Origin of the sequence: uncultured Aquimarina sp., assembly GCF_947495315.1 — a bacterium.
GTDB lineage: Bacteria > Bacteroidota > Bacteroidia > Flavobacteriales > Flavobacteriaceae > Aquimarina.
On the sequence record NZ_CANLYD010000008.1, the window covers coordinates 142220 to 163748 of the forward strand.

Genomic DNA, 21529 nt, shown 5'->3' on the forward strand with positions numbered 1-21529 from the left:
TACCAGTATAGTATTTATTTTCCGTTAAAAAATCTTGAAGCCTTGGAAAGATTTTAGGGAAATAAATACGGTTTTGGCTTTAGCCAAAAATACCTTAGAAAAAGTGTCTTTTCTTTTGGTTCGTTTTCTTTGGACAAGCAAAGAAAATGAACAGAAGGTCAAAGAAAAAGAATGGTTTTTAAAATGAATTGAAAAGATTATTTTTAAATAGATTTATAATGAATATTTGAAAAATGCTAGGACTAAGAACCACTATATATAAAGTCAGTAATTTGGAAAAAGCCAAAGAATGGTATGCAAAGGCTTTTGATACAAAACAATATTTTGATGAACCATTTTATGTTGGTTTCAATATCGGCGGATATGAACTTGGACTTTTGCCGGAAGAAGGTATTGTGAAAGATAAAGCGTATAGTGTACTTTCCTATTGGGGAGTAGATGATATTCATAAAACCTATCAAAAACTTATTGAATTAGGAGCTACAGAACACGAAAAACCTACTAATGTGGGAGGCGAACTGATGGTAGCTTCGGTAAAAGATCCTTGGAATAATATTATTGGAATCATATATAATCCAGAATTTAAATTAACATAATAAAAAGTTCCTCAAAGATTTTAAAAACCTTTGAGGCCTATAAAAGACTAAAGTTTGAACTCAATAGAATTAACAATAGAAAACGGAATTGCCAAAGTAACCCTAAATCGTCCGGAAACTTTTAATAGTTTCAATAGAGAAATGGCACTAAGATTACAGGATACTTTAGATGCTTGCGAAACTAACGATGAGGTTAGAGCGATAATTCTAACAGGTAATGGTAAAGCGTTTTGTGCCGGTCAGGATCTTAAGGAAGTTACTTCTCCTGAATTAAATCCCGGTTTTAGAAAAATACTAGAGGAACATTATAATCCAATAGTAAAAAGAATACGACATATTGAGAAACCAATAATAGCAGCAGTTAATGGTGTGGCAGCAGGAGCTGGAGCAAATATTGCTTTAGCTTGTGATATAGTTGTAGCTGTAGAAACAGCAAGTTTTATACAAGCATTTAGTAAAATTGGATTGATTCCTGATAGTGCGGGGACTTTTTTTCTGCCAAGATTGATTGGTTTTCAAAAAGCTTCTGCTTTGATGATGTTAGGAGACAAGATAAGTGCAAAAGAAGCAGAAGAATTAGGAATGTTATACAAAGTATTTCCTATCGAAACGTTCGAAGAAGAAGTACTTAAGTTAGCTTCCAAAGTTGCTCAAATGCCAACTAAAGCCTTAGGGTTGACTAAGAGGTTACTAAACCAATCTATGGTCAATAATCTAGATCAACAGTTGGTAATGGAGTCTGATTTACAGATAGAAGCAGCAGAAAGTGAGGATTATGCAGAAGGGGTAAATGCTTTTATAGAAAAAAGAAAACCAGTTTTTAAAGGAAAGTAAATAAAGAATGTCAAACAAAAGAATATCGAATGATGAAGAAGCATTTGGTTGAAAGTAAAAAATAGAAATAATAATGAATAGAAAGTATGATTTGGAAGAAAGGTTAATTCAATTTTCTATCGATATAATTATGCTTTGTGGAAAAATAGAACAAAATTTTGCTTCTCAACATTTATCAAAACAATTAATTCGCTCAGTGACATCTTCTGCATTGAATTATGGAGAAGCTCAAAGTGCAGAGTCGTCAAGAGATTTTCTTCATAAAATGAAGATTTGTCTAAAAGAACTTAGGGAGTCTTTAGTGAATTTGAAAATTCAAAAAGGGGCTCACCTTATTAAAAATGTAGAAAAGTTAGAATTACTTTTAAAAGAAAATAATGAACTCATTGCGATTTTTGTTTCAAGCATTCGAACTTCGCAAAATAAAAATAAATAAATGAATGTTTTTCAGTTATACGAAATTGAAGACTTCGATATTGTGTATTTAACATTTAATATTCGACATTAATTATGATTGTAGGCGTAATAGGATCCGGGACAATGGGCAGCGGTATTGCACAAGTAGCAGCTACTGCTGGTTGTAAGGTAAAAGTTTTTGATACAAAACAAGAAGCCCTTGATAGAAGTAAAAAATCTCTGGAAAAAATTCTTTCTCGTTTGATTGAAAAAGGAAGAATAGATGAGGTAGAAAAAAATCGAATTCTAACCAACATCTCCTATGTAAATACACTAAAAGACCTAAGCGACACGAACCTTACTATTGAGGCGATCATTGAAAATTTAGAAATTAAAAAGAAAGTATTTTCAGAATTAGAAAGCTATGTTACTGAGGATACTATTATAGCTTCTAATACATCTTCATTATCTATTGCTTCAATAGCATCTTCTTTAAAAAAACCAGAACGTTGTATCGGAATTCATTTCTTTAATCCAGCTCCATTGATGAGGTTAGTAGAAGTTATACCTGCTGTACAAACATCTGATCAAGTAAAAAATAAAACCGTAGACATAATAAAAGATTGGAAAAAGGTGGTAGCAATTGCTAAAGATACACCAGGCTTTATAGTGAATCGCGTTGCAAGACCATTTTATGGAGAATCACTGCGCATATATGAAGAAGGATTAGCCGACTTAGCTACAATCGATTCTAGCCTGAAGGAATTGGGAGGGTTTAGAATGGGACCTTTTGAACTGATGGATTTTATAGGTAATGATGTGAATTATACGGTAACCGAAACAGTTTTTGAAGCCTTTTATTACGACCCTAGATACAAACCATCATTTACACAAAAAAGGTTGTCAGAAGCTGGATATTTGGGAAGAAAATCAGGAAAAGGATATTATAAGTATGATGAACAAGGTAAAATAACATCTCAAAATATAGATAGTTCTATTACTTCTGATGGAACCGAAAAGTTATCCAAAGAAGAGCTCTCTCAGTATATTTTTAATCGGGTGTTGGTGATGCTAATTAACGAAGCTGCAGATGCCTTATTTTGGAATATAGCTTCTGCAGAAGATATTGACAATGCAATGAGCAAAGGAGTTAATTATCCAAAAGGATTACTGTCTTGGGCAGATAAAAAAGGAATCGATTGGTGTGTTAACAAATTAGATAAGTTGTATAATGAATATCGTGAAGACAGATATCGCTGTAGTCCATTACTTAGAAGAATGGAGCAAGAAAACAAAAAGTTTTTCTTATAGGATAAGGTATGAGGATTGAGGTATGAGAAACAATAGTTAAATATGGATTCTAAATATAATTTTAAATTCGAAAATTTAACAGTTTATAATAAGGCAATGGAGTTTGGAGAAATTGTGAATACATCAACGAAAAAGTTTCCAAAAGAGGAACGATTTGAGTTAAGTTCTCAGTTTAGGAGAGCCGCAGATTCTATAGCTCTCAATATAGCTGAAGGATCTGGAGGAACTGATCCTCAGTTTTATAATTATTTAGGAAATGCTTGGCATAGCGCTCATGAATGTGTTTCCTGCAGTTCTAAAGCTAGAATCAGAAGATACATAACTTTAGAAGAAGATGAAGAAAACAGAAGAATACTTACAGAGCTTTCAAAAATGATAACAACATTACGAAATAGAATTTCAGACAGAATAAAAAGTAAGAAATAGTAAAACATGAAAAACCTCACACCTACTCCCTCACACCTCATACCTGTCAAAATGCTTAGCAAAGACGCTTTTAGTCAGTGGCTGGGTATTGAGGTTCTGGAGGTAAAAAAAGGAAGATGCAAGGTAGGAATGACAGTTAGAAAAGAGATGCTCAATAGTATGGGGAAGGCTCATGGAGGAATTTCGTATAGCTTGGCTGATACTGCATTTGGATTTTCTGCAAATACTCACGGTAAATATGCAGTTTCTATAGAAACTTCTATCAATCATATTGAAGCATTAGAAGAAGGAGATTATTTAACTGCAGAAGCGGTGACCGATATAGCAAAAACTAAGATTGGTTTTAATATCGTTGAGGTTAAAAGAGGAGAACAGATTGTAGCGCTATTCAAAGGAGTGGTATATAGAACCAATAAAGACTGGCTATAATTTTTTAATATAACTAACTAACACAAACCAATGAGAACTTTTTTAGTAGCAATATTATTTTTATCAATTATTTCCTGTGGAAAGGATACAAAATCAAAAAAAGAAACATTAGAAGGAACAGATCCTATTGTCACAGAAACTAAAGAAGAAATATCAGAGGAAGTTCAAAATGCTTTGGGAGATCTTTTTAATGATGAGATAGTAATGGAGGTGGATGAAACCGTTTTTGTAATAGATAACGGAACAAATCGTGCTAATGAAGATATGTCTGCTGGTATTATGAAAATGTTAGCTCCTCAGCCGTATAACGCATTCAAAGAAAGGATGATGAACGAATCTGTAGAACAAAATGGAGTAACTTCTTTAGGAATTGAAGAGACCGAACTTGAAGGTAGAAAAGTTCTTGTTCAAAAGTCGATGACTATAGATGAGGTGGGTGATAAAATGATTATGATGATGTATGCATTACCTGCTGGAGAAAAAACAATAATGATATCTTCTTATTTTATGGAAAAAGAAGAATCTAAATATTTGCCATTAATAGAAAAATCAGTTGCTACGGCAAAATTGAAAAAATAAAGAATATTGAATAAGGAATAACGAATAACGAATGAAGAAGTTTTAAAAAACACACGATGAATAATGATGAAGAGTAAATATGATTTAGAAGATCGTTTGATTCGTTTTTCCGTTGATATTATTGTAGTATGCCGAGAATTGGAAGGAGATTATGCCTCGCAACATTTGTCTAAGCAATTAATCCGATCAGTGACATCAGCAGCTCTAAATTATGGAGAAGCACAAAGTGCTGAATCTCCACGTGATTTTTTGCATAAAATGAAATTATGCTTAAAAGAACTAAGAGAATCCTTGGTCAATTTAAAGATTCAAAAAGGTGTAAATTTAATTGGAGATTTAGATAGACTAGAGAATCTTTTGAAAGAAAATAATGAACTAATTGCGATTTTCGTTTCTAGCATTCGAACATCACAAAATAAAAACAAAACATAATTTTAAGGATGCTGAGTTATAGAAATATTTCAATATTCAGTATTCAAAATTTGATATTTAATGGAAGCATATATAATAGATGGAGTTCGAACTCCCATAGGAAGTTATAAGGGAACATTATCTGCTGTTAGGACGGATGATTTGGGAGCTTTAGTTATCAAAGAATTAGTAGAAAAACATCCTAATATCCCTAAAGAAGATTATGATGATGTAATTATGGGATGTGCTAATCAGGCTGGAGAAGATAATCGAAATGTAGCTAGAATGTGCTCTTTATTAGCTGGACTTCCCTTTACAGTACCAGGAGAAACTGTAAACCGTTTATGTAGCTCCGGGCTCTCTGCAATCATACACGCAAATAGAGCAATAAAAGCAGGCGATGGTGATCTTTTTATTTCCGGAGGAGTTGAAAATATGACACGTGGGCCATATGTCATAGCAAAACCATCTTCAGCATTCGGAAATGATTCTAAAATGTATGATTCTAGTTTTGGATGGAGATTTGTAAACAAAAAGATGCACGAGTTGTATGGTACAGATGGAATGGGGAATACAGCAGAGAATTTGGTAGAGAAATATAATATCTCTAGAGAAGATCAGGATGCATTTGCACACTGGAGTCAGATGAAAGCTACCAAAGCACAAGAATCTGGCAGATTAGCAAAAGAAATTACCACAGTAGAGATACCACAGCGTAAAAAAGATCCCATTCTATTTTCTAAAGATGAATTTATAAAATCTTCTACGAGTAAAGAGATTTTAGCGAAGTTGCGTCCAGCATTCAAAAAAGATGGTAGTGTAACTGCTGGAAATTCATCTGGATTAAATGACGGAGCAGCGGCAACTATTATTGCTTCAGAAGAAGCAGTTAAAAAATATAATCTAAAACCGATCGCGAGAATTGTAAGTTCAGCAGTAGTTGGGGTAGAACCAAGAATTATGGGTATTGGTCCTGTTCAAGCTTCTAATAAAGCCTTAGAAAAAGCAGGAATCACTATGAACGATATTGATGTCATAGAATTGAATGAAGCTTTTGCTTCACAAGCGCTAGCGTGTATAAGAGAATGGGGATTAAAAGATGATGATCCTAGAATAAACCCTAATGGTGGATCCATTGCTATCGGACATCCATTAGGTGTAACGGGAACAAGAATTGCATACTCGGCAGCTGTAGAATTACAAGAACAAAACAAACGATACGCATTAATAACTATGTGCATAGGGGTGGGACAAGGATATGCTTGTGTAATTGAGAACGTCAATTTTTAAAGACCCATTTAATGCATCATTTGTCATTCCAGCGGAAGCTGGAATCCAAAATAAAAGTAGTTGAAATTGAAGATAGTGTTTCTGAAGATAAATTGTTATTAGCAATTTTAAAGGTTAGAATAAAAACGTTCTAAGAAACTTCAACGTGAAAAAATGAAGTGAACAAAACGTAAAATTAAATTCGCAAAATGTTAGAATGAATAAGCTGCTTCAAAACATAATTGATCAAAAGAAAGTTCAAACTAATAATAAGGCTTCATTTAATTTAGTGAACAGAACGAAATTTTTAGTTGAAATTTCTTAAGACTAGACTTTTTTGTTGTCACCCTGAGCGGAGTCGAAGGGTTGGGCAATGCAAAAAAGAAATCATTAGATAATAAAGAAATATTTTAATATGAATGTATTAGAAAGTTACATAAACGGAAAATGGACAACTGGTTCAGGTGAAGGAATCATAATGAACGATGCCGTAACTGGAGAAGTTATAGGTACTTCCACTACCGAAGGCTTGGATATTCCTGAAGTTTTGCAATACGGTAGAACCAAAGGAGGAGAAGTGCTTAGAAAGATGACTTTTCAGGAGCGAGGAAATATGCTTAAATCATTAGCACTATATCTTACCAAAAGAAAAGAACAGTTCTATGAGTTAAGTTATAGGACAGGTGCTACTCGCGTGGACAGTTGGATTGATATAGAAGGTGGATTTGGTAACCTTTTTGCCAATGCATCATTACGTAAACTATTTCCTAATCAATCCTATCACGTAGAAGGAGACCCTATTGATTTATCAAGAGGTGGAAGATTTATGGCGCATCACATATTAGTGCCAAAGCGTGGAGTAGCGGTTCATATCAATGCCTTTAATTTTCCGATTTGGGGAATGCTGGAAAAATGTGCGGTAAATTGGATGGCAGGAATGCCAGCAGTGGTTTTACCAGCACCACAAACTGCATATCTTACCGAAGCTGCGGTTAGAGTAATTGTGGATTCAGGGATTTTACCAGAAGGCTCTTTACAGCTTTTAAGCGGAATGACTAAGAATATTTTGGATACGGTAGAATCCCAAGATGTAGTAACATTTACAGGTTCTGCACATACAGGAAGAATATTAAAAGCACATCCAAGATTGATAGAAGAATCTGTTCCGTTTACTATGGAAGCAGACTCATTAAACGCTTGTGTTCTTGGAGAAGATGCAGTACCGGGAACTCCAGAGTTTGACTTATTCGTAAAAGAAGTTCGAAAGGAAATGACCGTGAAAACTGGTCAAAAATGTACAGCGATTCGTAGAATTATTGTCCCATCAAAACTGGTGGAAGATGTACAAATAGCTTTAGGAAAGCAATTAGATAAAGTAACCATCGGAGATCCAAGATTGAAGGAAGTTCGAATGGGAGCATTGGCAAGTAAACAACAAGTAGAAAGTTTTAAAAATAATGTTTCAGAAATTGCTAAAACAGCTCAGATTGTATATGGTGATTTAGATAAAATAGAAACGCTTGGTGCAGATGCTCAAAAAGGAGCTTTTGTCAGTCCAATTTTGATGAGACAAGATAATCCGTTTCAGAATATTGATGTTCATGAGATTGAAGCTTTTGGACCAGTTTCGACTATTATGCCATATGATACATTGGATGACGCCATTACGTTATCACAAATGGGTAAAGGATCTTTGGTGTCTTCCATATTTACCTATGATGATCAGATTGCAAAAGAGTATGTTGTAGGAGCAGCATCGCATCACGGACGTATTTTAGTCGGAAATAGAGAAAACGCAAAACAAAGTACAGGTCATGGTTCTCCATTACCAATGCTTACTCACGGAGGACCAGGAAGAGCAGGCGGCGGAGAAGAAATGGGAGGAATGCGTGGCATCAAACATTATATGCAACGTTGTGCCATACAAGGAACACCAACTACTTTAACTGAAGTGACCGGAATCTATCAGGCGAATTCAAAATATAAAGAATCGGATAAACATCCTTTTGCATATCATTGGGAAGATATCCAACCAGGAATATCTCTTAAAACTCATAAGAGAACAGTAACAGATACAGACATTATAAATTTTGGTAACCTGACTTGGGATCATTTTTATGCCCATACCGATATCACCTCGTTAGAAGGAAGTATTTTCGAAAAACGTACTGCTCATGGATATTTCATTCTAGCCGCAGCTGCCGGATTGTTCGTATATCCTAATAAAGGCCCAGTAACAGCCAATTATGGGTTAGAAGAATGTAGGTTCTTACGTCCGATTTATCATAATGATACTGTCTATGTGAGATTAACGTGTAAACAAAAAATAGATCGAGATCATCGTGGTAAAGAATTACCTAGCGGAATTGTAAAATGGTTTGTAGAAGTATTTGACCAAGATGATGAATTGGCAGCAATCGCTACAATTTTGACAATGGTACAAAAGAAAACACCATTTGTACAAGTAAATCGATCAAATATTGAAAGATATTTAGCAAAGCTAACAGAAGATATCAGACCTAAATGGGGAATGATGACTGCACAGCATATGGTGGAGCACTTAGAAAAGACCATAAGAATTGGTGGCGGAGAAGTTCAGGATTTTGAGATTGCAACACCAGAAAAGTATTTAGAAAAAGTACAAGAGATGATCTATAATCATAAACCAATGCCCCAAGGGCATAAGCACCCTTTAATGAAAGAAGGAGTATTAGAAGAGTTGGTTCATGAAGATTTGGCAATGGCCAAAATTAAGTTGTTAGAAGCAATGGATGAATTTGAAATTTATTTCAAAGAAAATCCAGAAGCGGTAACAAAAAATGTAGTGTTTGGAGAGATGAATAAGTTCGAATGGGACTTATTAAACGTAAAGCATTTGAATCATCACCTTGAACAATTTGGATTATTATAAAATTTAAGAATAAAGAATTGACAGCACCATACGTAAACATAGAAATAGAAAACGGAGTAGGAACTATAGAGTTTTTCCATCCAGCCCATAACTCCCTACCAGGTGATATTCTGGCAAAGTTAGCTCAGACGATAACAGACGCTGGGAATAATGACGAAATTAAAGTTATTGTGCTAAAAAGTGGAGGTGATAGAACGTTTTGCGCTGGAGCCAGTTTTAAAGAATTGATCAATATTAACGACGCTCAAACTGGTGAAATATTTTTCTCGGGATTTGCTAATGTGATTAATGCAATGCGTAAATGCCCAAAATTTATTATAGGACGCGTGCAAGGTAAAACAGTTGGAGGTGGAGTTGGAGTTGCATCTGCCACAGATTATTGTATGGCTACAAAATTCGCTGCTATCAAATTAAGCGAATTGAATGTAGGGATAGGACCTTTCGTTGTAGGACCTGCTGTAGAAAGAAAAATTGGACTTTCAGCAATGACACAGATAGCTATTGACGCTAATTCCTTTTATGATGCAGAATGGGCAAGAGATAAAGGACTATTTACCAAAGTTTTTGAAGATACAGAAACACTAGATGAAGAGGTTAAAGCATTTGCAGAAAATTTATGCACCTATAATCCAGAGGCGATGCGAGATATGAAGAAAGCTTTTTGGGAAGGAACAGAACACTGGGATACTTTCTTAGCAGATAGAGCTGTGATCAGTGGGCGATTAGTATTGTCTGATTTTACGAAAGAAACCTTGAAAAGGTTTAAATAAGAGGTAAAATAGAGAAGATGAGAGTGAAGATTAATGGCAAGAAATATATAAAGTGTCCTAAGAAAGTTCAACGTAAAAAATGAAGTGAACGAAGCATAAAATTAAATTCGAAAAATGTCAGAAAGAATAAATTATTTCAAAATATAATTGATCAATGGGAGGCTCAAACTAGTAGTAAGGCTTCATTTAATTTAGCGTAGAGAGCGATATTTTTAGCTGAGGTTTCTTAAGACTAGACTTTTTTGTTTCTTTTTTGGGCAATGCAAAAAAGAAAAGAATAAAAAAACAAAACATGATTTACAGTTTTAAAGGATACATACCAGTAGTTCACGAAAGCAGTTTCGTGCATCCGTTAGCCGCAGTAACGGGTAATGTTATTATCGGAAAGGACTGTTATATAGGTCCGGGAGCTGCAATACGTGGTGATTGGGGCGAAATTATCCTTGAGGATGGAGTAAATGTGCAAGAAAATTGTACCGTACATATGTTCCCTGGGAAATCTATTGTACTTAAGGAAAGTGCCCACGTAGGTCACGGTGCCGTTATTCATGGAGCTAATTTAGGACGTAATTGCCTTATAGGAATGAATACGGTTATTATGGATGATGCAGAGATTGGAGATGAGTGTATTGTTGGCGCTATGTCTTTTGTAAAAGCAAATGTCGTTTTTCCAAAAAGAAGTTTGATTATTGGCAATCCAGCAAAAGTTATCAAAGAAGTTAGTGATGAAATGATTAACTGGAAAACGAAAGGAACAAAGTTATATCAACAATTACCAGCGGATTGCTTCGAGTCGTTACAGGAAGTAGAACCATTAAGAGAGTTACCAAAAGATAGGTCAACGCAAGAGGCGTTTTATAAAACACTAGAGGAGTTTAAAAATAAGTAAAGATACTCCTGCAGGGTGTTCAAAACCTAACAGGTGTTTTTAAAGAAAAAATAATAACTAACAAACATTAGTTCGTTGAAAACAGTAGGGTTATAATTATAAAAGTTAAACCGTAATTCTGAATTCATAATTATAAAAAATGTCAAGAGTAGAATTAAAAATGCCCAAAATGGGTGAAAGTATTTCCGAAGCAACCATTCTTAATTGGTTAAAGAATGTAGGTGATACTGTAGAAGAAGATGAAACTATTTTGGAAGTTGCTACAGACAAAGTAGATTCTGAAGTACCCTCTCCTTGTAATGGAACAATTACAGAGTTACTTTTTCAACCTAATGAAGTGGTTGAAGTAGGTCAGGTAATAGCAATTATTAGTGCAGAATCAGGAGCTATATCTAATGTAGATAAATCCGAGAAATCACAAAATCTTTCTTCTGATGAAGAAAAACGTGATCAAGTTTCTTTCCCTTTGGGAGACCTGCCTGCCGGCGAGGCAGGGATGTCCGCCAAAAGCGGACAGAGAGGGCAATTTAAGTCGGAGCTTTCCTCAGTAAATGATGTCTTCTTGTCTCCTTTGGTAATCAGTATAGCTCAAAAAGAAAACTTGACCATAGAAGAAGTTCAGAGTATTGCTGGTACCGGAGATGGTGGTCGTATTCGTAAGAGTGATGTGATGCAGTATCTTAAAAACAGAAAATATCCATTACCTAGCAGACCACAAGCTATTGCTCCAAAACCATCATATAATGCACCTCCAATTTCTTATATAGAAGGAAAAGATCGTATTGTAGAAATGGATCGTATGAGAACCATGATTGCAGATCATATGGTGTATTCTAAACATACATCACCTCATGTAACAAGTTATATAGAAGTAGATGTTACCCATATGGTCAATTGGAGAAATAAAGTAAAGCATGAGTTTTTAGAAAAACATGGAGAGAAATTAACGTTTACTCCGATTTTTGTAGAAGCTGTGGCCAAAGCGATTCAGGAATATCCAATGATCAATGTTTCTGTAGATGGTAAAAAAATTATAGTTCATAAAGATATTAATGTTGGTATGGCAACAGCATTACCTAGTGGAAACTTAATTGTTCCTGTAGTTAGAAATGCAGATGAAAAGAACTTACTAGGTTTAGCGAAAAATGTAAATCAATTGGCAAATAGTGCAAGAAACAATGCATTAAGACCAGATGAGATTGGAGGAAGCACCTTTACGATTTCTAATGTTGGAACTTTTGGAAGTCTAATGGGAACCCCCATTATTAACCAACCTGAAGTTGCCATTCTTGCGTTGGGGATTATTAAGAAACGCCCAGAAGTAATTACAACAAACAAAGACGACGAAATTGCAATCAGAAGTATGATGTATTTATCCTTGTCATTTGATCATCGAGTGGTAGATGGATTTTTAGGAGGCTCGTTCTTACGTAAAGTAGGAGATGAACTAGAAGCTTTTGATATAAATAGAGAAATATAGTAAATGCGCAAGGGATAGTAGTGACATCCTTTTTTACGTCAGTTCGAGTGTCCGCCGGAGGCGGATGTATCGAGAACAAGTAAAAAAGATATAACGAATAGCCCGACCTGCCTCTGGCAGGATGCGCCCAAAATAAATCAAAATGGAACAACAAATCAAAATTACGAGAACCTCAAACTCAAAACTAAAGGATATAGATTTTGATAATATTCCTTTAGGAACAACTTTTACAGATCATATGTTTATCTGTGAATATAAAAATGGAACATGGAATAATTCTAGAATTGAACCATTGGAGCTAATCCCAACGCATCCTGCAGCCATGGCGCTTCATTATGGTCAAGCAATTTTTGAAGGAATGAAAGCGACCGTAGGAAAAGAGAATACCCCATTACTTTTTCGTCCTGAAGAAAATGCAAAGCGTTTTAACCATAGTGCGGCTAGATTAGGTATGCCTTCAGTTCCTACTTACCTTTTTGTAGAAGCGGTAAAACAAATCGTTGGAGTAGAACATGGTTGGATTCCACCAAAAGATGGAAGTGCATTATATCTTAGACCTTTTATGTACGCTGATGAACCGTTCATAGGTATGCGAGCAGCGACGAGTTATAAATTCATTGTGATCTGTTCTCCTGCTGGACCATTTTTTACTAAAAAAATCCGATTGTACGCAGAAACTGAGTACATAAGAGCAGCAGATGGAGGTACTGGAGAAGCAAAAGCAGCAGGAAATTATGCAGCGGCTATTCTTCCTACTGAAAAAGCGAAAGCCAAAGGATACGATCAGGTATTATGGTTAGATGCCAATGAGCATAAATATATTCAGGAAGTTGGTACGATGAATATATTTTTCAAAATAGACGGTAAATTCATAACACCATCAACAGATGGTTCTATTCTGAAAGGAATTACAAGAGATAGTGTCATTTCTTTATTAAAAGATAAAGGTTTTGAGGTAGAAGAGCGTCCGATCACTATTGATGAGTTAATAGCATATGCTGGAGAAGGAAAATTAGAAGAAGCTTTCGGTACAGGAACAGCAGTTGCTATTGCGATGATAGAGGCAATTGGTTATAAAGATGAAGTAATTACGTTGTCTGATAATAATCCTGTAAGTCAGGATATAAAAAATACATTAGATGGGATCAAGACTCAAAAAGTAGAAGATAAATTTGATTGGATTATACCTGTTTCAATAGAAGAGAAAGTAGGATAAGTATTAATTACGAATTAAGAATTCAGAATTGCGAGTAATCGTAACTCATAAATCGTACATCAAAAATTAAAGAGAGATGTTAGCTGAAAAAACAATAGCAAAAGAAGTTCTGAAAAAGGCGTTTAGTACACTTTGTACTGCTAAAAGTATGACAGAACTATATGAAGAAAATTTTAAGACGGTTTCAAAATATGTTCATGCAACATCAAGAGGACATGAAGCTATTCAGATTGCTGTAGCGATGCAATTATTACCTCAAGATTATGCCTTTCCATATTATAGAGATGATTCGATGTTGTTAGGGATCGGAATGAAACCTTATGACTTAATGTTGCAATTGTTGGCGAAAAAAAATGATCCTTTTTCTGGAGGAAGAACCTATTATTCGCATCCGAGTCTTAGGGATGATGACAAACCAAAAATTCCACACCAATCATCTGCCACAGGTATGCAGGCGATTCCCGCTACTGGAGTTGCATTAGGAATGCAGTATAAAGAACTGGTTGGTATCGGTATCGATCATAATGATTCTCATAAGAGCGAGATACCAAAACCATCTATGATGGAGAGTGGGATACTAAAACCGTCTATGACGGAGAGTGAGATAAATAAACAGCCTATGGCTGCACCACTGGTGGTTTGCTCCCTAGGTGATGCTTCGGTTACCGAAGGAGAGATTGCAGAAGCATTTCAGATGGCAGCTTTAAAGCAATTGCCAATATTGTATTTGGTACAGGATAATGGTTGGGATATTTCTGCGAATGAAGCTGAAACAAGAGCGCAAAGCGCCTATGAGTATGCAGCAGGATTTCATGGATTAGATGCCATCACCATTGATGGAGCCAATTTTACAGAAAGTTATTTGGCAGTACAAGAAGCTATTCGAATTATAAGAGAAGAAAGAAGACCCATTTTAGTTCATGCGAAAGTACCATTACTAAACCATCATACATCAGGAGTACGAATGGAATGGTATCGAGATGATCTCGAAGAAGCTCGATCAAGAGATCCATACCCGGTATTAAGAAATCAGCTGTTAGAATCCGGTTTTACTGAAGATGAGGTAAAAACCATAGAAGCTGAAGCAAAAGAAATAGTTGCGAAAGATCTTCAGGAAGCAATGAAAGCAGAAGATCCTAAACCAGAGGATTTATTCACAAACGATTTTGCTCCAACACTGGTTACAGAAGAAACTGGCGAACGATCTCCAGCGGATAAAGAGGAGGTAGTTATGGTCGATTGCGCACTTTTTGCTGTAGAAGAATTAATGAGGAAGCATAAAGAATGTTTGTTATATGGTCAGGACGTAGGAGGACGATTAGGAGGAGTGTTTAGAGAAGCTGCTACATTGGCACAAAAATTTGGTGACGAACGTGTTTTTAATACACCTATACAAGAAGCATTTATTGTTGGATCGACAGTGGGAATGTCTGCCGTTGGTTTAAAACCCATTGTAGAAGTACAATTTGCAGATTATATATGGCCAGGATTAAATCAATTGTTTACAGAAGTAAGTAGATCTTGTTATCTATCCAATGGTAAATGGCCAGTATCTATGATATTAAGAGTACCTATTGGAGCATACGGTAGTGGCGGACCTTATCATTCATCTTCAGTAGAATCTGTTGTTACAAATATAAGAGGAATCAAAATTGCATATCCAAGTAATGGAGCTGATCTAAAAGGTTTGATGAAAGCTGCGTATTATGATCCTAACCCGGTTGTTATTTTGGAACATAAAGGATTGTATTGGTCCAAAGTAAAAGGAACTGATGCAGCTAGAACCATCGAACCATCGGAAGATTACATATTACCTTTTGGTAAAGCCAATATAGTACAACAGATATGGCCACAGGAAGAAAAGGAAACAATGACTGTAGTAACATACGGAATGGGAGTACATTGGGCATTGAATGCAACAAAAGATCTGAAAGATGTTGTAGAGATTATAGATTTACGTACCCTATATCCATTAGATGAGACCACTATTATGGAGTCTGTAAAAAAGACAAAGAAGTGTTTAGTAGTAACAGAGGAACCAACTAATAATTCTTTTGCCCGAGCTTTATCAGGAAAAATTCAGGAAGAATGTTTCCGTTATCTAGATGCACCGGTAATGACTATTGGTTCGGAGAATATGCCTGCGATTCCGCTAAATAGCACATTAGAACAAACCATGATTCCTTCTACAGAAAAAATAAGAACGAAGATAGAAGAGTTGTTGAAGTATTAAGAACATAAATGGAATGTATAATAAACCTCATTTGTAATGAAACAGATGAGGTTTATTTTTTAACCAAAAAAACAAATTGTAAGTTTTAACCTACAAAATAGGCTAAATAAGCTATTTTTAAGTTAAAAAGCAATTTTTTTAGACAAAATACACAAAAAGTTTGGTAGAATGAAAAATAGTTGTATCTTTACACCAGAGTTAATGAGTTAGCGTTTTCATCCTCCCCAAGATGAAAACATTTATAAAAAGTGAGTTTTAATTTTAGAATAAGCCCCTAAATTAAGATGATTTGTGTGAAGAAAAAGAGCGTGGAGACGCTCTTTTTTGTTTTCTACTATTTCCCGTAAATAATTCCTTCAGACTATCTTTTTGTTCAAAACCTGTTTTCTGGTTTCCTACCTTTTAGATAATCTAATAAAGTTTTCATTTTTATAGGATATACCATTTATTTCTTTGGAAAAATGGGAAGCTTGGATTCACTGAAGCGGAAGTAAAAGTAAGATTAATACTACATATTTATAAATTATCGCTTTTAAAAACGTTAAAAAGCATATTTTTTAAGATAAAATGCATTAAAAGTTTGGTGGATTGAAAAATAGCTGTATCTTTACACCAGAGTTAATGAGTTAGCGTTTTCATCCTCCCCTAGATGAAAACATTTATAAAAAGTGAGTTTTAATTTTAGAATAAGCCCCTAAATTAAGATGATTTGTGTGAAGAAAAAGAGCGTGGAGACGCTCTTTTTTGTTTTCTGCTATTTCCCGTAAATAATTCCTTTGTACTATCCTTTTATTCAAAATCTATTTTCTGGTTTTCTACCTTTTAGATAATTGAGAATTTTATAAAGTTTTTCATTTTTATAAGGTACACCGTTTATTTCTTTGGAAAAATGGGAAGCTTGGATTCACTGAAGCGGAAATAAAAGTAAGATTAATACTACATATTTGTAATTAAGCACTTTTAAAAACGTTAAAAAGCACATTTTTTAAGATAAAATACACAAAAAGTTTGGTAGAATGAAAAATAGCTGTATCTTTACACCAGAGTTAATGAGTTAGCGTTTTCATCCTCCCCAAGATGAAAACATTTATAAAAAGTGAGTTTTAATTTTAGAATAAGCCCCTAAATTAAGATGATTTGTGTGAAGAAAAAGAGCGTGGAGACGCTCTTTTTTGTTTTCCAATATTTCCATTTGATGCATTATATACAAAATGTGCTGATTATTATAATCAGCACATTTTTTTCACACCTACCTATTCACAGAGAATATATCCTTCAATTGTTTTACCATTCCACCATTACCAGAGAGAGTGATTTCACCGATCTTATCCGCAATTTTCTCTACATATTCCATTTCTTTCAATTTGTAGAGCATCTCATTATCTTCCATTAGTTTTGCTGTATTTAGCAAACTTCTGGTAGATGCAGTTTCCTCACGCCTGGTGATGATATTAGCTTGAGCTCTCTTTTGTGCTACCAGTACCTGGTTCATGATTTCTTTCATTTCACCAGTAAGAATAATATCTCTGATACCACAATTCAATACTTTTACACCTAGTTTGTTAGTTTGACTGTTGGTTGCTTCTAGTATAGCATCAGCCATACTGTCTTTGCGTTCCAAAAGTTCGTCTAGGGTATAATTTCCTACGAAAGCTCTAAGAGCTAATTGCATCAAGATGTATAATTGTTTTTCATATTCTTTGTTGTCAAGCAAAGCCTTTTCGATATCTACAACTTTATATTGTGTGTAGAAATTGATACGAATAGCAGCCTTATCTTTAGTCAATAATTCCTGACCTGCAATTTCTAGCTGTAATTGACGTAAATCAACTTTGGCAATTTTGATGGTTGTATCGTTTCTCCAGAAACGATAAGTACCACTGCCTAATGTTTTAGCAAATACATCATCTACAATTAATACTGCTTTTTCGTAAGCAGCAACTTCAAAAACTCGAATATATTTATTGAGTGCATAATTGCTGAATAGCGATTTGTCAATCTTTTCCGTAATGTAAATTTTGCTAAGATCCACTTTAGTAAATTCATACTCACGTAATCCTTTCCATAGCGTATATCTTCCGGCAGAGAATACACTTTTGAAGTTTCCATTTTCATTGACCAATACTATTTCATTATCCTTTACCTCAATTAGGTGTAGCATATCTTCCAACACTGTATCCTTTAGTAAGAGTTCCAGCGCTATTGGAGCTGCAAAAGGTTTAGAAAGATCATATTGTATAACATGCTCATTAAATCCTACCCAATGGATTCCTTGTGTTATTACACGATTGTAATCACCTTTTCTGAAAACCAAGCCTACTTTGCCAGCATTGATTCTTACTCTTTTCATTTTTTTCATTTTTATGTCTGCTTTCCAACAGACAGATTTAACATTAATTGGATGATAATCCCGTAACGGAGGCATTATCTACTTCTTTAAAATACCTTTAGATTAGTATTAGTAAAGAAGTATATTTTTAGGGCGTACTCCGCCTGAGGCGGATCGGGCTATCCGCGCTACATGGTAGCTTGCTTCTATCCCTTACGCAACTTCATATCGTAATTATATAACTCTCAAACTTCAGTTTCTATCCTTTTTAAGGAGAGATATCCGAAGGACGGAGAGGTTAAAAAAACTGTGAAAGCAAATCATCTTTCCAGTGCGGAAATCATAGCATGTGATATCTTCTACAATTAGTTTTTAGTATCGAGATGAAAGAATAGCTATCGAAAAAAGGATAGTTAATTCTAAAACCTGAACACAAAAAAGTAACTATTTCTGATGACAAGATTACTACCATCTCAAAGCACTTTTAAGACTGTTCTTATACCAAGAGTAGTATAAGAACGGATTTGCTAATCACTGTTTTTGTCATTTTTACAGCTTGACAAGCTGTGAATCAGTTTTAGAAGGTGACCCGAGCTTCGTGAAAACGGATTTTGAGTCCATTTTGGCTACATTAAAAGTGTAGTGCTCTACCAACTGAGCTACAAAAGCCAAGAAGTTTTACTTCAAGCTAATGACGGGAATCGAACCCGCGACATCCAACAAGTCTGTTGTTCTAACCACTGAACTACCTCAATACGCATTGAGAGTGGGAGTTGAACCCACGACCCACAGAGTTGAGACTATTATTTGGTTAATAGTCAAACCTTCAAGCCAAGTTGAATATAAAGTGATGATACAAACCTGCAATACTTCATACAATAGTGCCATACAGAAACACACAACAAGACTTGCTTGATATTTTTATTGTACCTCTTACCAGATTCGAACTGGTACTTTCGCCTAAGCGAACAGATTGGCTCTAAATGCGCTTCCCTACTTTGAATCCTGTTCATTTCGGTGCTTCTGCAAAACCTATTCATTAACGAGCGTGTCATTAACAACATCATCCAATCACTCCACGGTTAAGTAACTGTCTTTTTCCGTAGCACTTCCTTTTATGCTAAAGAGGTATATTAATACTAAAGAAGGATTTCTTTAGGAAAGGTCTCTAATATTTTAATTTCACCTTCGACTCTAAAAATATTTACACAGCATCCACATCCTTCATCTTCCGAAATGTAGGTTAGTGTATTTTTATTTTTATGAATCCAATCATAAAGTATATCCTGATTGTTTCTTTTTGCTTCAACAATATATTCTTCCTTTGCTTTCATAATGTTATCTTTTATAATTGCCCTGCTACTTATTTCCTCACTTAATAGCAGGGCACTACTACAAACCCTCATTTGTTTACCCCTTATTAAAGAAGGTTTGTTTTAATTACTATGCAAATATTTAATGTATGAACGCAATGTTTTTGCGTAGTAATTATTTATTAGTGAAATTCTGTTTTGAAAAGTTGCAAAGCAACGAATTCAAAATAGATGATTGAACTAATCCCGCTTTTTCAGCGGGATCTTAGGTTTAATACCTCGAAGCCTCTTCGAATTTTTAAAAATGATATTCCGTTGAATACCTCGTGGGCTTACTCCTAGGATGTTTATTTATAAAAAATACGATTTTGATCATTCTTACCCTTTGGAGTATCCGCATCGGGATATAAGGCCTTAGTCATGCTATTAACATAGTTAGATGCCCATTTTATAAGTAAAAGCTGCAAACCGTTTTTTCTTTTTTCTTTGGTAATTGTTAGTTGTGTTTTCATGATGAAAGTTTTTACATATTAATTTTGATTATAGATTTTTTAATGATTCATACTCATGATCACGTCTGTCAATTTCGCCCAGAGGACTTCCTTTAAAAATGGAGATGTTTTTAAATCCATTTTCTTCTAGAATTAATGACGCTGCTTTTTTAACGGCTCCTCTTCTAGAGTTTCCATAATCACCAGTTAGTTTTTTTGTAGCAGGATCCAGATCACCCCAAAGCTTATCCGGTTTACCATTGTCTATCGGTTCTACGAAATAGGTAATACCAGTAATTTTGGATTGAACTATGAATCTACCTGTGTCTTCGGTTTTACATAAAAACCTTTGTAATAAAATGTTTTTCATAGTTTTAAAATTTAATTATTAGTGTAACAGACAGGAGTCGAATACCGGATCTAGTCCGGCACGGGCTCTGTATCTTGGAAGCTTCAATCCAACACGCGTGCCTGTCTAAGCTACGTGCAGGCAGGTTGACCAACTCCGCTACTATTCCTTTTTAGGGTATACTCCGGGATTAGCTCTTGATAAATCGGTATTTGTGAATGCTTTGCATTTCGAACCCTATTCTTCTTATTCATAGTAAGGCGCTTTACCAGATAAGTTAGAGACACCATTTTATCGTTTTGTATTGTTCGATATTCAGAGTATTGATAAATAAATCTTTATATTAGTCCGTAGATTGGAAAACAGAGTTTATGGATAATATCTCCACGATTATTTTAGCAGCATCCTTATTTATCATCATGTTAGGGATGGGTTTATCACTCGTAACATCTGATTTTAAGAGAATACTTATTTATCCAAAAGCTATTTTGGTTGGTTTAACCAATCAGCTCATAATCTTACCACTTGTGGGGTTTTTTCTAGCTTCTGTTCTTTCATTAAAACCCGAAATAGCAATAGGAATCATGATATTAGCAGCTTGTCCAGGTGGAGCAACTTCTAATTTGATATCGTATCTTGCTAAGGGAGATATTGCTTTGTCAGTAACGCTTACTGCCTTTAGTAGTTTAATTACTATTATAACAATACCATTTATAGTTAATTTTTCGCTTTTCTATTTTTTAGAAGAAGATCAAACCATTCAGTTGAATGTGATAGAAACTATTATGCAAATTTTGATTATCATCATCATTCCAATAGGAATAGGCATGATCATTAGAAAATATAATGAAACCTTTGCTTTAAAAATGGCTAAACCTGTTAGAATAGCTTCTGCATTGGTCTTGGCCTTAGTAATCGTTGGTATTTTAGTCAAAGAAAAAGATAACTTTATTTCTTATTTTCAAGAAGCTGGGCTTGTTTCTTTATTACTAAATATAATAACAATGGCAATTGGTTACTACTCTGCAAAATTATTTAAGGTTCATCACAAAGGTGCAATATCAATTGGGATTGAATCAGGAATTCAAAACGGTACTTTAGCAATATCCATAGCTATTGTTTTATTAGGAAACACTTCTTTTGCAATTGCTCCTGCGGTATATAGCTTATTGATGTTCTTTACAGGAGGGCTTGCTATATTTTTTGGAATTAATAGTAAAAAATAGAAGAATCCTATAGTTTCACATTTGTACTTCATCTAAGTGAAGTGCATTTACCAATTTAGCCATTCCAGTAG

21 protein-coding genes and 1 tRNA gene are annotated in these 21529 nt (G+C 34.7%); 17 read left to right on the plus strand and 5 right to left on the minus strand.

Annotation, left to right across the window (positions count from 1 at the left end):
• The first annotated feature begins 34 nt into the window (after positions 1-34).
• From Q0910_RS15450 to Q0910_RS15525, 16 genes are all read left to right on the plus strand, one after another.
• Positions 35-187, plus strand: a complete 153-nt coding sequence (locus Q0910_RS15450; RefSeq protein ID WP_299218366.1) for a hypothetical protein — start codon at positions 35-37, stop codon at positions 185-187.
• Positions 188-272: 85 nt separating this feature from the next.
• Entirely contained in the window at positions 273-596 is a 324-nt protein-coding gene (locus Q0910_RS15455) for a VOC family protein (protein WP_366142669.1), read from the plus strand.
• A gap of 54 nt (positions 597-650) precedes the next feature.
• A complete protein-coding gene (locus Q0910_RS15460) occupies positions 651-1430 on the plus strand; it encodes an enoyl-CoA hydratase-related protein (protein ID WP_299218370.1) in 780 nt (259 codons plus the stop codon).
• A gap of 73 nt (positions 1431-1503) precedes the next feature.
• A complete protein-coding gene (locus Q0910_RS15465; RefSeq protein WP_299218372.1) occupies positions 1504-1866 on the plus strand; it encodes a four helix bundle protein in 363 nt (120 codons plus the stop codon).
• Positions 1867-1940: 74 nt separating this feature from the next.
• Positions 1941-3137, plus strand: a complete 1197-nt coding sequence (locus tag Q0910_RS15470) for a 3-hydroxyacyl-CoA dehydrogenase NAD-binding domain-containing protein (RefSeq protein WP_299218375.1) — start codon at positions 1941-1943, stop codon at positions 3135-3137.
• A 42-nt stretch (positions 3138-3179) separates the two neighbouring features.
• Entirely contained in the window at positions 3180-3563 is a 384-nt protein-coding gene (locus tag Q0910_RS15475) for a four helix bundle protein (protein ID WP_299218377.1), read from the plus strand.
• A gap of 6 nt (positions 3564-3569) precedes the next feature.
• The gene (locus Q0910_RS15480; RefSeq protein WP_299218379.1) at positions 3570-3992 is read left to right on the plus strand and encodes a hotdog fold thioesterase; all 423 of its coding nucleotides are present in this window, start codon (positions 3570-3572) and stop codon (positions 3990-3992) included.
• A 30-nt stretch (positions 3993-4022) separates the two neighbouring features.
• The gene (locus Q0910_RS15485; protein ID WP_299218381.1) at positions 4023-4571 is read left to right on the plus strand and encodes a hypothetical protein; all 549 of its coding nucleotides are present in this window, start codon (positions 4023-4025) and stop codon (positions 4569-4571) included.
• Between the two features lie 63 nt (positions 4572-4634).
• The gene (locus Q0910_RS15490) at positions 4635-5003 is read left to right on the plus strand and encodes a four helix bundle protein (RefSeq protein WP_299218383.1); all 369 of its coding nucleotides are present in this window, start codon (positions 4635-4637) and stop codon (positions 5001-5003) included.
• A gap of 60 nt (positions 5004-5063) precedes the next feature.
• Positions 5064-6272: a 3-oxoadipyl-CoA thiolase gene (locus Q0910_RS15495; protein ID WP_299218385.1), complete on the plus strand. Its 1209-nt coding sequence runs from the start codon at positions 5064-5066 to the stop codon at positions 6270-6272.
• Between the two features lie 394 nt (positions 6273-6666).
• A complete protein-coding gene (gene paaZ, locus Q0910_RS15500; protein WP_299218387.1) occupies positions 6667-9162 on the plus strand; it encodes a phenylacetic acid degradation bifunctional protein PaaZ in 2496 nt (831 codons plus the stop codon).
• A gap of 17 nt (positions 9163-9179) precedes the next feature.
• A complete protein-coding gene (locus Q0910_RS15505) occupies positions 9180-9932 on the plus strand; it encodes an enoyl-CoA hydratase/isomerase family protein (RefSeq protein WP_299218390.1) in 753 nt (250 codons plus the stop codon).
• Positions 9933-10224: 292 nt separating this feature from the next.
• Positions 10225-10821: a transferase hexapeptide repeat family protein gene (locus tag Q0910_RS15510; RefSeq protein ID WP_299218392.1), complete on the plus strand. Its 597-nt coding sequence runs from the start codon at positions 10225-10227 to the stop codon at positions 10819-10821.
• A gap of 139 nt (positions 10822-10960) precedes the next feature.
• On the plus strand, positions 10961-12301 hold the full coding sequence (locus Q0910_RS15515; protein WP_299218394.1) for a dihydrolipoamide acetyltransferase family protein: 1341 nt from the start codon (positions 10961-10963) through the stop codon (positions 12299-12301).
• Positions 12302-12443: 142 nt separating this feature from the next.
• The gene (locus Q0910_RS15520) at positions 12444-13517 is read left to right on the plus strand and encodes a branched-chain amino acid aminotransferase (protein ID WP_299218396.1); all 1074 of its coding nucleotides are present in this window, start codon (positions 12444-12446) and stop codon (positions 13515-13517) included.
• Between the two features lie 76 nt (positions 13518-13593).
• Positions 13594-15750, plus strand: a complete 2157-nt coding sequence (locus tag Q0910_RS15525) for an alpha-ketoacid dehydrogenase subunit alpha/beta (RefSeq protein WP_299218398.1) — start codon at positions 13594-13596, stop codon at positions 15748-15750.
• Between the two features lie 1249 nt (positions 15751-16999).
• On the opposite strand, the gene Q0910_RS15530 is transcribed toward Q0910_RS15525, so the two are convergent.
• The 5 genes from Q0910_RS15530 to Q0910_RS15550 form a co-directional block, all read right to left on the minus strand.
• Positions 17000-18100: a slipin family protein gene (locus Q0910_RS15530; protein WP_299218400.1), complete on the minus strand. Its 1101-nt coding sequence runs from the start codon at positions 18098-18100 to the stop codon at positions 17000-17002.
• A 668-nt stretch (positions 18101-18768) separates the two neighbouring features.
• Positions 18769-18828: transfer RNA gene (locus Q0910_RS15535), tRNA-OTHER, on the minus strand.
• A 390-nt stretch (positions 18829-19218) separates the two neighbouring features.
• Positions 19219-19413 carry a hypothetical protein gene (locus Q0910_RS15540; protein WP_299218402.1) on the minus strand — a complete coding sequence of 65 codons (195 nt, stop codon included), beginning with the start codon at positions 19411-19413 and terminating at the stop codon, positions 19219-19221.
• Positions 19414-19739: 326 nt separating this feature from the next.
• Positions 19740-19904 (minus strand): hypothetical protein, encoded by a 165-nt coding sequence (locus Q0910_RS15545; protein WP_299218404.1) that lies wholly within the window; start codon positions 19902-19904, stop codon positions 19740-19742.
• Between the two features lie 28 nt (positions 19905-19932).
• On the minus strand, positions 19933-20253 hold the full coding sequence (locus Q0910_RS15550; RefSeq protein ID WP_299218407.1) for a hypothetical protein: 321 nt from the start codon (positions 20251-20253) through the stop codon (positions 19933-19935).
• A 350-nt stretch (positions 20254-20603) separates the two neighbouring features.
• On the opposite strand from Q0910_RS15550, the gene Q0910_RS15555 reads away from it, so the two are divergent.
• Positions 20604-21458 carry a bile acid:sodium symporter family protein gene (locus Q0910_RS15555; RefSeq protein WP_299218409.1) on the plus strand — a complete coding sequence of 285 codons (855 nt, stop codon included), beginning with the start codon at positions 20604-20606 and terminating at the stop codon, positions 21456-21458.
• Positions 21459-21529 lie beyond the last annotated feature (71 nt).